At 53.8% G+C, this 14440-nt stretch carries 13 protein-coding genes; 12 read left to right on the forward strand and 1 reads right to left on the reverse strand.

Translation table 11 applies throughout. From position 1 onward, the window contains the following. Positions 1 to 30: 30 nt before the first annotated feature. Positions 31 to 294 carry a 30S ribosomal protein S20 gene (gene rpsT / locus OKB77_RS10210; protein ID WP_005308808.1) on the reverse strand — a complete coding sequence of 88 codons (264 nt, stop codon included), beginning with the start codon at positions 292 to 294 and terminating at the stop codon, positions 31 to 33. Between the two features lie 191 nt (positions 295 to 485). Here rpsT and murJ point away from each other — a divergent pair, with 191 nt between their 5' ends. The 12 genes from murJ (at position 486) to tapY2 (ending at position 14438) form a co-directional block, all read left to right on the forward strand. Then, a complete protein-coding gene (gene murJ / locus OKB77_RS10215; RefSeq protein ID WP_042084347.1) occupies positions 486 to 2048 on the forward strand; it encodes a murein biosynthesis integral membrane protein MurJ in 1563 nt (520 codons plus the stop codon). Between the two features lie 154 nt (positions 2049 to 2202). Further along, entirely contained in the window at positions 2203 to 3177 is a 975-nt protein-coding gene (gene ribF / locus OKB77_RS10220) for a bifunctional riboflavin kinase/FAD synthetase (protein ID WP_019445579.1), read from the forward strand. Next, positions 3177 to 6038, forward strand: coding sequence for an isoleucine--tRNA ligase (ileS, locus tag OKB77_RS10225; protein ID WP_150390239.1), 2862 nt, complete (start codon positions 3177 to 3179; stop codon positions 6036 to 6038). The genes ribF and ileS overlap by 1 nt, the downstream gene beginning before the upstream one ends. Then, the gene (gene lspA / locus OKB77_RS10230) at positions 6038 to 6535 is read left to right on the forward strand and encodes a signal peptidase II (RefSeq protein ID WP_005340447.1); all 498 of its coding nucleotides are present in this window, start codon (positions 6038 to 6040) and stop codon (positions 6533 to 6535) included. Before ileS ends, lspA begins: the two co-directional genes overlap by 1 nt. Beyond that, positions 6532 to 6984 (forward strand): FKBP-type peptidyl-prolyl cis-trans isomerase, encoded by a 453-nt coding sequence (gene fkpB, locus OKB77_RS10235; protein WP_042084352.1) that lies wholly within the window; start codon positions 6532 to 6534, stop codon positions 6982 to 6984. The genes lspA and fkpB overlap by 4 nt, the downstream gene beginning before the upstream one ends. Continuing rightward, positions 6984 to 7919, forward strand: a complete 936-nt coding sequence (gene ispH, locus OKB77_RS10240) for a 4-hydroxy-3-methylbut-2-enyl diphosphate reductase (protein ID WP_058057986.1) — start codon at positions 6984 to 6986, stop codon at positions 7917 to 7919. Before fkpB ends, ispH begins: the two co-directional genes overlap by 1 nt. 110 nt (positions 7920 to 8029) lie before the next feature. Further along, on the forward strand, positions 8030 to 8434 hold the full coding sequence (locus OKB77_RS10245) for a type IV pilin protein (RefSeq protein WP_005358030.1): 405 nt from the start codon (positions 8030 to 8032) through the stop codon (positions 8432 to 8434). A 3-nt stretch (positions 8435 to 8437) separates the two neighbouring features. After that, positions 8438 to 9007 (forward strand): type IV pilus modification protein PilV, encoded by a 570-nt coding sequence (gene pilV / locus OKB77_RS10250; protein WP_150390240.1) that lies wholly within the window; start codon positions 8438 to 8440, stop codon positions 9005 to 9007. After that, positions 9004 to 10002: a PilW family protein gene (locus OKB77_RS10255; RefSeq protein WP_150390241.1), complete on the forward strand. Its 999-nt coding sequence runs from the start codon at positions 9004 to 9006 to the stop codon at positions 10000 to 10002. The genes pilV and OKB77_RS10255 overlap by 4 nt, the downstream gene beginning before the upstream one ends. After that, positions 9999 to 10436, forward strand: coding sequence for a type IVa pilus pseudopilin TppD (tppD, locus tag OKB77_RS10260; RefSeq protein ID WP_150390242.1), 438 nt, complete (start codon positions 9999 to 10001; stop codon positions 10434 to 10436). Before OKB77_RS10255 ends, tppD begins: the two co-directional genes overlap by 4 nt. 10 nt (positions 10437 to 10446) lie before the next feature. Further along, positions 10447 to 14160, forward strand: coding sequence for a pilus assembly protein (locus OKB77_RS10265; protein ID WP_199415376.1), 3714 nt, complete (start codon positions 10447 to 10449; stop codon positions 14158 to 14160). Continuing rightward, entirely contained in the window at positions 14157 to 14438 is a 282-nt protein-coding gene (gene tapY2 / locus OKB77_RS10270) for a type IVa secretion system protein TapY2 (protein WP_150390244.1), read from the forward strand. Before OKB77_RS10265 ends, tapY2 begins: the two co-directional genes overlap by 4 nt. Positions 14439 to 14440 lie beyond the last annotated feature (2 nt).

A 14440-nucleotide genomic window follows, 5' to 3' on the forward strand; every position in this document is an offset into this window, starting at 1 on the left:
GTTTTTTCAGCTTTGATCAGCAGACGCTGATTAAGCCATAGCTTTGATCTGGGCAGACAGGCGGCTCTTGTGACGAGCTGCTTTGTTCTTGTGGATCAGGCCTTTGGTCGCCATACGATCCATGATCGGCTGAGCAACAGCGAAAGCGGCAGTCGCAGCAGCTTTGTCGCCAGAGGCGATAGCAGCAATGACTTTCTTCAGGTAGGTACGGGTCATGGAACGACGGCTGGCGTTGTGCTGACGGCGTTTTTCTGACTGAAGAGCGCGCTTCTTAGCAGATTTGATGTTAGCCAAGGTAAAACTCCTAAAACTGTCTTAGCGAGTGTATTGAAAAGGCCCGGAAATATGCCCTTCCAACCACATATTGTCAAATGATTTGTGCAAATAAACACCGCCTCCCGGTGGTGTGTCAGTAGGGAGACGGTTAAACTGTCGGCCGATTCTAGCAGCATTCTTTTCATTCTGACAGTTCCAGAGGCCTCGTCTTGAGTAAGAAATTGATCAAATCCGGCATGATAGTGTCCGGAATGACGCTGGCATCCCGCGTAATGGGCTTGGTTCGCGATGTGGTCATCGCAAATCTGCTTGGTGCCGGGGTGGCCGCCGACGTCTTCTTTTTTGCCAATCGCATTCCCAACTTTCTGCGTCGTCTGTTCGCCGAAGGTGCCTTCAACCAGGCCTTTGTTCCCGTGATGACGGAGTACAAGAAAAATGGCGACGAGGGGGAAGTGCGTGAATTGCTGGCGGCGGTTGCGGGCACGCTGGGGGGCATAGTGACTGTGGTCACCCTGCTCGGTGTGCTGGGGTCGGGTGTGCTGACCGCGCTGTTTGGCTGGGGCTGGTTCTGGGACTGGCTGCACGGCGGCCCTGCGGCCGAGAAGTTCGAGCTCGCCAGTCTGATGCTCAAAATCACCTTCCCCTACCTCTGGTTTATCACCTTTACCGCCATGGCGGGGGCCATCCTCAACACCTTCGGCCGCTTTGCGGTCTCGTCGTTTACGCCGGTGTTTCTCAACATCACCATGATTGCGGCGGCCTGGTGGATTGCACCGCTGATGGACAAACCTGAGATCTCGCTGGCGATTGGTGTCTTTTTGGGCGGTTTGGTGCAGTTTTTGTTCCAGTACCCCTTTTTGCGCCAAATCAACATGCTGGTATGGCCCAAATGGGGGTGGAATCATCCTGGGGTGGTGAAGATCCGCACCCTGATGATCCCTGCCCTGTTCGGGGTCTCGGTCAGCCAGATCAACCTGCTGGTCAACACCATGCTGGCTTCTTTCCTCGCGACCGGTGCCATCAGTTACCTCTACTACTCTGATCGCCTGCTGGAGTTCCCCCTCGGCCTCTTTGCAGTGGCCATCAGTACCGTGATCCTGCCTGCGCTGGCCAAGAAGCATGTGGATGCCGATCCGGCGGACTTCTCCCGCACCATGGATTGGGGGGTGCGGATGGTGATGCTGCTCGGCCTGCCCGCCATGATAGGCATTGCGGTGATGCGCGAGCCCATTTTGCGGGTGCTGTTCATGCGCGGCGAGTTCGGCCTGCATGAAGTGAGCATGTCGAGCGCCAGCCTGCTGGCCTCCACTACCGGTCTGCTCTCCCTGATGCTAATCAAGGTGCTGGCGCCCGGTTACTACGCCCGTCAGGACACCAAAACGCCGGTGCGGATCGGGGTGATGTCGATGATTGCCAACATGGTTTGCAACCTCATCTTCATCTACCCGCTCGGTTACGTGGGGTTGGCGCTCTCGACCGCCTGCTCGGGTACCCTGAATGCGGCTTTGCTGTTCAAAGGGTTGTACCAGCAGAGTGTCTATCGTCCCTCCCGCCATACCGGCGTGTTCTGCCTCAAGTTGCTGGTCGCCAGCGTGCTGATGGGGGGCGTGCTCGCCTATCTGTCGCCGGATCTGACCCAGTGGGGCGCATGGAGCATGGGCAAGGCCAGTTTGCAGCTGACCATGCTGCTGTCGCTGGGGGCTGCGGTCTATGCAGTGGTGTTGCTGCTGCTCGGCATTCGGCCGCGTCACCTTAAATCGGGGCAGCAGTAGCCGTGATCCTGCGGCGCCATGGGGATAGTGCCTCATGGCGCCGCAGAGGGCGTGATTGGGCACGGATAGTTGAAATCAGGCTATGAGGGCTGACCCTGCTTGCTGCCTGATATATAATCCGCCGATTTCCATGGCAGCAACGCACAAGGCACTGATGGAGCTTATTCGCGGCATTCACAATCTCAAGCCCCGTCACCGGGGATGTGTATTAACCATTGGCAACTTTGATGGGGTTCATCAGGGTCACCATGCGGTATTGGCACGTCTCAAGGAGAAAGCGGCCCAGCTGGGATTGCCCGCCTGCGTCATGCTGTTTGAGCCGCAGCCGCTGGAGCTGTTTGCCGGCACGGCGGCGCCCGCCCGGCTGAGCCGGTTGCGGGAAAAGTACGAAGCACTGCAGGGGCTGCATATCGATCGCATGCTCTGCGTGCGCTTTAGCCACCGCTTTGCCGAGCAGGCAGCCTCGACCTTCATCGAGCAGTTGCTGGTGGAAAAGCTCGGGGTGCGCTACCTGGTGGTCGGCGACGATTTTCGCTTCGGCAAGGGGCGGGAAGGGGACTTCCACCTGCTGGAGGAGGCGGGCCATCGCTTCGGCTTCGAGGTGATCAGTACCCAGAGCTTCCAGCTCGAACGGCAGCGGGTCAGCAGCACCCTGGTGCGTGAAGCCCTTAAGGCGGGCCGGATGGCGGAAGTGGAGCTGATGCTTGGCCGTCCCTACACCATCAGCGGCCGGGTGGCTCACGGCGACAAGCTGGGGCGCACCATAGGTTTTCCCACCGCCAATCTGGCCCTCAAGCGTCAGGTGATCCCGGTCGGTGGCGTGTTTGCGGTGGAAGTGATATGTTCCGGCAAGACCTTCCCCGGTGTAGCCAATGTGGGTGTACGGCCGACCTTGAGCGGTACACAAGCCAGATTGGAAGTACATCTATTTGATTTTTCTGGTGATCTATATGGTCAGCAGGTCAAGGTGCTGCTTCGCCACAAGCTGCGCGAAGAGCAGAAGTTTGCCTCTTTCACTGCCTTGAAAGAGCAGATCGAACGAGATGCCCTGGCTGCCCGAGCCTGGTTCGGGCTGCCACAATTCAATTTACCCAGCACTCTTTTAGAAAAGAAGGGAACCCAGGACTGATGAGCGACTATAAACACACCCTGAATCTTCCGGAAACCGAGTTTCCGATGCGTGGCGATCTGGCCAAGCGCGAACCCAACATGCTGAAACGTTGGTACGATCAGGATCTCTACGGCGCTATTCGCCGCGCCAAAGCGGGCAAGCCTTCTTTCATTCTGCATGATGGCCCCCCCTATGCGAACGGCAACATTCACATCGGTCACTCGGTCAACAAGATCCTCAAAGACATCATCATCAAGTCCAAGGGCCTCTCCGGTTTCGATTCCCCCTATGTGCCGGGTTGGGATTGCCACGGTCTGCCTATCGAACTGAAAGTAGAAGGCATGGTCGGCAAGCCGGGCGAGAAGGTTTCCGCTGCCGAATTCCGCGCCGAGTGCCGCAAATACGCCAAGACCCAGATCGAAGCGCAGAAGACCGACTTCATCCGTCTGGGTGTGCTGGGCGACTGGGAACACCCCTACCTGACCATGGATTTTGGCACCGAAGCCAACATCATCCGCTCCATGGCCAAGATCGTTGAAAACGGTCACCTGCACAAAGGTTCCAAGCCGGTGCACTGGTGTACCGATTGCGGCTCCGCGCTGGCTGAAGCCGAAGTTGAGTACTACGACAAGAACTCCCCCTCCATCGATGTGCGCTTCAAGGCTGTTGATGAGGCGACCGTTGCCGCCAAGTTTGACTGCGCCGAAGGCCACACCGGCAAGGGCCCGATCTCTGCGGTGATCTGGACCACCACTCCGTGGACCCTGCCAGCCAACCGCGCCATCGCCATGCACGCCGACCTCGACTATGCGCTAGTGCAAGTTGAAGGGGAGAACCCCGAGCGTCTGATCCTGGCCGCAGAGCTGGTCAAGGACGTCATGGATCGCGCCGGTATCGAGAAGTTCCACAATCTGGGCTATGCCAAGGGTGCCGCGCTCGAGCTGCTGCGCTTCAACCACCCCTTCTACAGCTTCGATGTACCTGTGGTACTGGGTGACCACGTTACCCTGGATGCCGGTACCGGTGCCGTTCACACCGCCCCTGGCCACGGTCAGGAAGACTTCGTGGTCGGTCAGAAATACGGTCTGGAAGTGGCCAACCCGGTTGGCAGCAACGGTGTTTACCTGCCGGATACCGAACTGTTTGCCGGCCAGCATGTGTTTAAGGCCAATGCCTCCGTGATCGAAGTGCTGACCGAGCGCGGCGCCCTGCTGCACCACAAGGTGTTCAATCACTCCTATCCGCACTGCTGGCGTCACAAGACCCCGATCATCTTCCGTGCTACTCCACAGTGGTTCATCAGCATGGAGCAGAAGGGTCTGCGCAAGCGCGCACTGGAAGAGATCGAGCGCATCGAGAAGGACGGCATTGCCCAGCAAGGCCAGAGCGGCTGGATACCGGCCTGGGGTAAAAACCGCATTCAGGCGATGGTCGAGAACCGTCCTGACTGGTGTATCTCCCGTCAGCGCACCTGGGGTGTGCCTATTTCCCTGTTCGTCCATAAAGAGACCCAGGAACTGCACCCGGAATCCGTGCGCCTGATGCACGAAGTAGCCAAGCGGGTCGAGCAGTCCGGCATTCAGGCATGGTGGGATCTGGACAAGGCCGAGCTGCTGGGTGCCGATGCAGACATGTACGACAAGGTGCCTGACACTCTGGACGTCTGGTTTGACTCCGGTTCTACCCACGCTTCCGTGGTTGATGCCCGTCCCGAGTTCAACGGCAAGCCGGCCGACATGTATCTGGAAGGTTCTGACCAGCACCGTGGCTGGTTCATGTCCTCCCTGATGATCGGTGTGGCCATGAAAGACAAGGCTCCCTACAACCAGGTGCTGACTCACGGCTTCACTGTGGATGGTCAGGGTCGCAAGATGTCCAAGTCCATCGGCAACGTGGTGAGCCCGCAGGACGTGATGAACAAGCTGGGTGCCGACATCCTGCGTCTGTGGGTAGCGAGCACTGACTACACCGGCGAGATGACTGTCTCCGACGAGATCCTCAAGCGCTCTGCCGATGCTTATCGTCGTATTCGCAATACTGCCCGCTTCCTGCTGGCCAACCTGAACGGCTTCAATCCAGCGACCGACATGGTGGCGCCCGCCGACATGGTAGTGGTGGATCGTTGGGCTGTCGGTCGTGCCAAAGCGGTACAGGCCGAGATCATGGCGGCATTCGACGAGTACAACTTCCACGGCGTAACTCAGAAGCTGATGCAGTTCTGCTCCATCGAGATGGGCTCCTTCTATCTGGATGTCATCAAGGATCGCCAGTACACCGCCAAGGCTGACAGCTTGGCCCGTCGCTCCTGCCAGACCGCCCTCTATCACATTGCCGAGGCCATGGTGCGCTGGATGGCGCCGATCATGAGCTTCACCGCTGATGAAATCTGGGCCCTGCTGCCGGGTGAGCGCGGCGAGTTCGTCTTCACCGAAGAGTGGTACGATGGCCTGTTCGGGCTGGAAGCGGGTGAAACCCTCAACGACGAGTTCTGGGCCGAGATCCTCACCGTGCGCGGTGAAGTGAACAAGGCGCTGGAAGTGGCTCGTGGCGAGAAGCGTATCGGCGGCTCCCTGCAGGCCGAACTGACCCTGTTCGCCAAGCCGGAGCTGGCTGCACGCCTGAATGCCCTGGCCGATGAGCTGCGCTTCGTGCTGCTCACCTCCAAAGCCAAGGTGGTCGTGGCTGACACTGCGCCGGAAGGCTCTGTGGCGACCGAGCGTGATGACCTGTGGCTGAGCGTGGCCCAGTCTGCCGCCGCCAAGTGCGACCGCTGCTGGCACCATGTAGAAGATGTGGGCACCATCGCGGGTCACGAAGAGATCTGTGGTCGCTGTGTGACCAACGTTGAGGGTGACGGCGAAACTCGTCAATTTGCCTGATGAACATGACTCAACATAAAAGCGGCCTGCGTTGGCTGTGGCTGGCAGTTCTGGCCTTTGTACTGGACCAGGCGAGCAAGCTCGCCGTGGTCAAGTTGCTGCCATTTGGTTACCCGGGGGTGGAGATCACCCCCTTCTTCAATCTGGTTCACGTCTACAACAAGGGCGCCGCATTCAGCTTTCTGGCTGATCAGGGGGGCTGGCAGCGCTGGTTCTTCGCGGTGCTGGCTTTTGCCATCTGTGGATTGCTGATCCACTGGCTGCGCAAGCAGTCGGTGACCCAGCGTTGGAGCGGTATCGCCTATTCACTCATCATCGGCGGCGCCCTCGGCAACGTCTTTGATCGACTGGTGCTGGGCCATGTGGTCGATTTTCTCGACTTCTACTGGCAGCGTGCGCATTGGCCGGCATTCAATCTGGCCGACAGCTTTATCTTTATCGGGGCCGCCATGATTGTGCTGGACGGGTTCCGTGGTGAGAAAAAGGAGCAGGCATGAGCCAGCAGATCACCGCTAACAGCAGTGTGCTGTTCCACTTCTCCATCAAGCTGGAAGATGGCTCGGTGGCCGACAGCACGGCGCTGCACGGCAAGCCGGCCCGCCTGCGGATGGGCGATGGCAGCCTGACCCCCACCTTCGAGCAGTGCCTGCTGGGGCTGCGCGAAGGGGAGAGCAAGAGCTTCACGCTGGCGCCGGAAGAGGCCTTTGGTCTCTCCAATCCCGACAATATCTACCATCTCGACCGTGCCAAGTTTGGCGCCGATATGGAGCCAAAAGTCGGCACCATCATCCTGTTCGATCAGCCCAATGGCAGCGAGCTGCCGGGCATCATCCGGGCAGTAGCCGGGATGTCGGTGACGGTTGATTTCAACCACCCGCTGGCCGGTCATACCGTCACCTTCGAGGTGGAGATCCTGGGCGTTGATGATGAGGAGAAGGTGCATTAATGGATATTCTGCTCGCTAACCCTCGCGGTTTTTGCGCCGGTGTCGATCGCGCCATCAGCATTGTCGAGAGCGCGCTGGAGAAGTTCGGTGCCCCCATATATGTCCGCCACGAAGTGGTGCATAACCGCTATGTGGTGAACAAGCTGAAAGAGGCGGGCGCTGTCTTCGTCGAGGAGCTGGACGAGGTGCCGGATGACAGCATCGTCATCTTCTCTGCCCACGGTGTGGCCAAGACAGTGCGCGAGATGGCCAAGTCCCGCGCCCTCAAGGTATTCGATGCCACCTGTCCGTTGGTGACTAAGGTGCATATGGAGGTGCATCGCGCCAGCCGTAAGGGCTCCGAGGCTGTGCTCATCGGCCACGCCGGTCACCCCGAGGTGATCGGGACCATGGGGCAGTACGAGAATCGTGAAGGCGGTATGTATCTGGTGGAGACGCCAGAAGATGTGGCCAAGCTCAAGGTGAAGAATCCGGATGACCTCTGCTTCGTCACCCAGACTACCCTGAGCGTGGATGAGACCTCTGACGTGATCGATGCGCTGCGCAAGCACTTCCCCAAGATCCAGGGGCCGCGCAAGGACGATATCTGCTACGCCACCCAGAACCGTCAGGATGCGGTGCGGGAGATGGCAGGACTGGTGGACGCCATGCTGGTGGTGGGGTCTCGCAACTCCTCCAACTCCAACCGTCTGCGCGAGCTGGCCGAGAAGGTGGGTGCCCGAGCCTATCTTATCGACGATGCGTCGATGATTGAGGCGAGCTGGCTGGAAGGGGTGAAGGCGATCGGCGTCACTGCAGGTGCATCCGCCCCCGAGGTGCTGGTGCAAAACGTGATTGCCCGCCTGCGGGAGCTGGGTGGCAAGGTGGTCGCCGAGCATCCTGGCCGTGAAGAGAACGTAGTCTTTGAGGTTCCTCCCGAACTTAGAATAATTTGAGTGCAGCCAGGAAGGCTTAAGAATAAAGTGTGTTGATAATGACGCCGGGTTTGTTCAAGAGACAGGCTCGGCGTTAAACTTATGAAGCAGTCTGTCACCAAGGATGGGATATGATTGGATACTTTCGTGGCTTTTCTCTTATTGAGTTGATGATTGTCATCGCCATCGTGGCGATTCTTGGCACCATCGCTTATCCCGCCTATCAGCAATATGTGCTGACCAGTCATCGTGTCGAAGCCAAGAGCATGCTGCTCAATGCGGCCAATCGGCAAGAAACCTATTTTATGGATTTCAATCAGTATGCATCCTCTGCTGCTGCTCTTGGTATCAGTAGTGCATCTGAGAATGGTCTGTATCAATTATCTATTGCCGTATCAGGTAACACCTACACCTTGTCAGCCAGTGCTGGCGCGGCGACGGCCCAAGCCAAAGATACCGATTGCACGGTGTTTTCCATTAATCAGTTGGGTGTCAAAAGTGCTTCCGGTGCAGCTAGCAATAGCTGTTGGGAATAGCCCATGGTCATTCATGTTTCACCACATGAGAGAGGATTCAGCCTGCTGGAGGTGATGATCACCGCAGTCATCCTGTCGTTGGGGCTGCTTGGTCTGGTTGCTTTGCAAACCCATTCAAAATTTGCCAGTTATGAAGCTCGTCAGCGCACTATTGCCAGCTGGTTGGCTAACGATATGGTTGAACGAGTACGAATAAATCGCGATAGCTGGACCGCATCCGGTGCTGTGACCGTTAATCTTGCCGCCAACTTGCCACGTCCGACATGCGCCGCCGCAGATGGCACAATCAGCGCGTGCAGTGCTGCAGATTTACGTAACGCCGACCTTCACTACTGGCAACAAGCCCTGCTTGGGGCCAGTGTGTCGGGGGCGGCATCTTCCTTGAATTCACCGATAGGCTGCGTGGTGCGGCGGGCCAATAATGTATTGGCTGTCGGAATATTCTGGGCTGGCAAGCAAGAGATATCTGATGGGGGGGCTGCTGCCGCCGCAGCAACGCTGATCAATGAGTGTCAACTCTCGACAGCAAATAATCTTTCGAGGCGCCAGTTTATTCTGACGACGACTTTATGAATTCTCGCGGTTTCACGCTGGTAGAGTGGCTGGTCGCTATGCTGCTCGGTCTATTTTTGTTGGCGGGGGTATTCACAGTTTTTGTGATGTCTCGCTCCAGCTCTGAAGATGCCTTTGATCAAAGTGAATTACAGGAAAATGGTCGATTGGCCATTCGGCTGATTAGCCAGGATATCAAATGGGCTGGCTTTTTTGGAGCTTATACCGGTCAGTCAACACAAGTTGGCCCCTCTCTGACCCTCAGTGCCGGTAGCATTGTTCCTGCCAGTAGCGATTGTCTGGATGAACGTTCTGTCGGTAGTTTGCCATCAAATGCTGGTCCCATCAGGGGGCTATGGGTAAGCCGGGTATCAACCTCCAAAGGATTGGCTGGATTCGCTTGTATTCTCGCTGCTGATCGGGTGGCAAACTCGGATGTTATCAGTATCAAGCGATTGGTAGGGCGTCCTATACCCGCATCAGAGGGATTGGATACAAACCGCTTTTATATGGCAACCAATAGTCAGGAGGCGAGAGTCATCAAGGGAAGCGAAACCAGACCACTCTTTGGTGCCAATAATGAGAGCCAGATCTGGGAATACCAGCACTACATTTATTACCTGTCACAAGAAGATGGTATTCCTGTTTTACGCAAGCGCTATTTGACCGTCAATGGTGGTTCTTCTCTGATTGGTGGCGCCATGGCGGAAGGGGTTGAACATATGATACTGATGTTCGGTATTGATGATTCAGTGATCCCCGATGGGCATATCGATAGATATCTTTCAGCTGATCAGATGGCTGCTCAGAGTTGGAATGAAGGTCGGGTATTGGGGGTGCGGTTATTTTTATTAATTAGAGCGGCGAAAGAGTCTGCACGTTACAAAAATAATAACACCTATCAACTTGGCAATCTGCCCCCGATAAAAGGCAATGGCGATGGCTATCGCCGCCTATTGCTGGAAAGCAGCATCGCATTGCGTAACCCGCAAATTGTTACTCGGAGTGGCACATGAGATCGTTTCAACAACAGCAAGGGATTGCACTGATAGTCGCACTGGTTATTCTGGTTCCTTTGACTTTGATTGCGGTAGTCGTCATGCAATCCAGTGGTATGAGTCTGAAGATGGCGGGTTCTAGTGCCAGTTTGCAACGGGCAGAGCACGAAGTTGAAGGTACTCTGGAGTCTGCATTGAGCGATACTTCTCTCTCAACACAAATTGCAACGCAGGCAATTGGTGCTTCGGCGGCAATAGGCACTACCACTCCTGCTACTACCCTGACAGTCAATACAGAAAGTGTATGCAAACGAAAATTTGAAGCCAGTAGCCAGAATGTAACACCAGCTTGTCGCTATGCTGACGCCACTACCTCGAGTGCGTATGGCAAAATCAATAGTCAGATGACCTTTACTGCCGGGGTCGAACAGCCCCTGTTAAGTGCCAATTAGGGAGCCAGTAATGAACATAAGGAACTGTTTATTAACAAGCTTGCTGGTATTGTGTAGCGGAATATCCGGCACATCTTTAGCGGTAGGGACTGGCTATTCTGATGATACCGAGTTGTTTATTTATGACTTTGCCAAAGCCGGGGATTTTCGGCCAAAGGTTCTATTTATATTCGATAACTCAGGCAGTATGGGCGAAACAACTTTGCTAGGAAAGGAAGAGTATGACCCTGAATTTCCTTATCCAAGGTTGGCATATGATGATGGGAGTAACAGTTTTCTCTATTACTCAACAAATGGAACTCCCCCTCAAACGTTAGATAGTAACAATACCAGACGGTTTTCAACGAGTAAAAATGCTTGTGCCACATCTCGGGAGCCTCTTAACCAAATTGGACTATTTTCATCTGTCTATTGGAATTATGAGGTATCTGGTTCGGGCAAAAACAGAAAAGGGGAGTGGAAACCATTAAAAAACTATGCATCCAACACAACCAATATAGTGGATTGTCAACAGGATATTTCAGCAAAAAATGTTGATAACAGCGGTTTTACAGGTTCGTATCAGTCTGTCTCTGGAGCAACCAAGGGTTATCCAGTAAATAGGTCTAACAATACTAACATTAGTATTCCATGGGTTGATAGTGCTACACCTGTCGCCCCGAATACGGGTGGGGCAGAAGTGCTGACCATATATACCGCCAACTATTTGCGTTGGTATCATGCACCTTCCACTATTACTACATCGAGACTAAATGTAGCCAAACAGGCGCTGAGGGAGTTGGTTCGCTCTACGCCAGCGGTAGACTTTGGCCTTGCGGTGTTTAACCAAAATGATGGTAACGGCAGTACCAATAAAAATGGTGGTCGTATCATTAGGCACATCATGGGTAATGACGCCATCTTGGCTGGCGGTAAAACCGGCGCTCAGGATCTTATTGATAAATCAAATAGTCTGGCGGCGGAGACATGGACGCCTTTGTGCGAAACCTTGTATGAGGCCTACCGTTATTTTGGCGGGCTTGATATCTACTTTGGTGATGATGATGCGAGTCGCAATCCTCAGCGAGACCCTAATGCCGAAATTCCTACAGCTAATAAGTATAAGTCTCCATATGATAAGTGCTCTAATAATGGCTATGTCATTTATATGACTGATGGTGCTCCAACGTATGATGCTGCTGCGGATAGTTTGGTAGCGGGATTGCTCAATAGCTCAAAAGATCCTAATAAGCCTAGTTATAGTGACACGGTCGGTTATGGGACGGGAAAAGATAAAAGTTACCTTGCTGCACTTGCTGGTTATATGAAAAACAATGATGTCAATACATCTGCTGCTGGTAAGCAGACGGTCACTACCTTTACCGTTGGGTTTGGTGATGATGCAATTAAGGGGGCAGGTGTACTATTGGCTGAAACTGCCCGTCGCGGTGGCGGAAAATATTATCCAGCAACTGATGCTACCCAACTTAACGAAGCGTTAAAGTCATCATTGCTGGCTATTTTGAAAATGAATACCTCGCTGGTCTCTCCCGCCATTGCCACCAATAACTTTGACCGAACTCGCAGCCTTAATAATATCTACTACGCCATGTTTGAACCGGGAGCTGGCCCGCGATGGAAGGGAAATTTGAAAAAGCTGGTGCTGGCACCTGAGAAAGGTTACGTGGTAGACAGTACTCTATATGAAGATGAGAATGGAGAACCTCAGATAGGATTACCTGCGATTTCCAGTGACGGAACAATTCTTGAGTCAGCAAAAACCTATTGGTCATCCACCACTGATGGTAACAAGGTTGCCGAGGGTGGGGTACAGGAGATGCTGGCAGCTAAAACCAATCGCAATCTTTATGTTATTCCCCCTTCCACTAATACATTAACTCCCTTTAGCAAGTCTGCTCTTGAGGGCATTGCTGGCGGGGCGACGCAGCTACGCACCGTCATGAAGCTGGATAGTGCTGATAGCATGGATGACCTGCTTAATTGGACCAAGGGGATTGATGCATTTGATGAGAATCAAGATGGTGATAGAACAGATAATCGGGAGTATATTCTTGGTGACCCGTTGCATTCACGGCCATTAGTGATCAACTACGGTTGTACAAAGTCGACAGGACAGACTACATGTACACCTGACTTGCGCATTGTGATGGGAAGTAATGCCGGCTTCTTGCATATGTTTAAAGACAGCGTCACCACCGTTGATGAAAGCTGGGCGGCCATGCCTTATCAATTTATCGCCAATCAAAAAGCGCTGCGAGAAAACCTGGATTCATCGGTTCATCTATATGGGGTAGATTCATCGCCCACTGTGCTGGTCAATGAGCAAGTCAAAGATGGTCATGTCAAGTCGTCACAAGGTGATAAGGTGTGGTTATTTACCGGGTTGCGTGGCGGTGGCAAGGCCTATTATGCCTTGAATATATCAGACCCCGACTCTCCCACGCTTATGTGGCGACTGGATAAAAACAGCGCCGGTTTCAGCAAACTGGGCGAGACCTGGTCGATCCCCGAGGTTGCGTTTATTCCCGGTTATTACACAGAAACCGCTGGTAAAAAAACCTATAAACCTGTCCTGATATTCTCTGGAGGTTATGATCAGGCCAAGAGCTATTTGGGCCAGGGGGCTGAAGACAGTGAAGGGGTGGGTATTTATATCGTGGATGCTGAGGCCGGCACGCTGTTGTTCAGCTTTACCCCGGATGCGGCCAGTGCAACCAACAAACAAGTTGCAGGCATGGTTTATAGCATGCCTGGCTCTGTCTCCGTGCTGGATAGTGATGGAGATGGTATTTCAGACCGAATCTATGCAGGAGATACCGGTGGCCAGATCTGGCGCATCGACATGAAGGAGACAGAAAAATCCAAATGGACGGCCATCAAATTTGCCAGTTTGGGTAATGCCCATTTAAGTGAGGGTGATAAGAAACTGGCAGACGACCGTCGCTTCTTTACTCAGCCCGTATTGGTGCGCACCATCAATAAAGGTTGGAAGTATGATGGGACAAATTATCTTTACAGCGAGCGTCCGTTTGATGCCGTATTGATAGGCAGTGGTGATAGAAACCGCCCCTCCTCGGAGGCGACAACCCAAAATGTGTATGTGATGCTACGTGACTACAATGTTAATCCAACCTTGTTTGGGGCAACGTCTGAACCAGCGGTGCCATCAAGTATCACACTGAACGATCTCTACGATGTGACCAGCGATCCCTTTACGGGTTTGAATGAAGAGCAGATTGTAAACACCACCAAGGCGTTGACCAGCAAGTTGGGATGGAAATTCTGGCTCAATGAAAGTGGTGAAAAATCAATGGGGGCTGGTTTAGTGTTGCAAGGCAAGCTCTATTTCACCTCCTTCTTGCCTCAGGTACAGGACTTCCAACAATGTACGATTCAATCGATCGGTGCCATGCGCCAATATATGATTGATATGCACTATGGCACTTCTTTCAAATATGTACTGGATAGCAACAATCAGGAAGTTATTCAGCGTTACGTAGAGGTGCAAAATAAGGTTGCTGATGATCTGGTTATTCATGGTGGGGATGATGGCCGGATCAGGATTATAGGTGGTGCTCCGGGCAAGGAGGTCATCCTCAAAGATGATGGGAAGGGAGAGCCTGAGCGCTGTACCGGTGAAGGAGAATGCTCACAAGGTGCGGAAGAGGCAAAAATGGATATGTCTCCCAAGAAAATCTATCTCTATGAAGGAGAACAGGGATGAAACGCATGCTGCTCTGGTGTGTGGGCTTACCCTTGTTGGTTAATGCTCAAACGGAAGACATAAAATGTTATGTCACTCTGGAAGGTGGCGTGCAGATGGTGTTGCAGCAACCGGTTGCTGATACGAGCAAGGCAAATCTGGTCAGGGTATTTAAACAGAAAGGTTATGAGATTGATGGGGTGGTGCATCTTGTCACAGAGGTAATCGAGTGTGTTCCTTTGGCGGCTAACTTTTCGCTGGCTGATGCAAAAAAACAAGATGAAATCCAACCCAGATAACG

The organism is Aeromonas sp. Y318-3, from assembly GCF_027706185.1.
Classification (GTDB): domain Bacteria; phylum Pseudomonadota; class Gammaproteobacteria; order Enterobacterales; family Aeromonadaceae; genus Aeromonas; species Aeromonas veronii.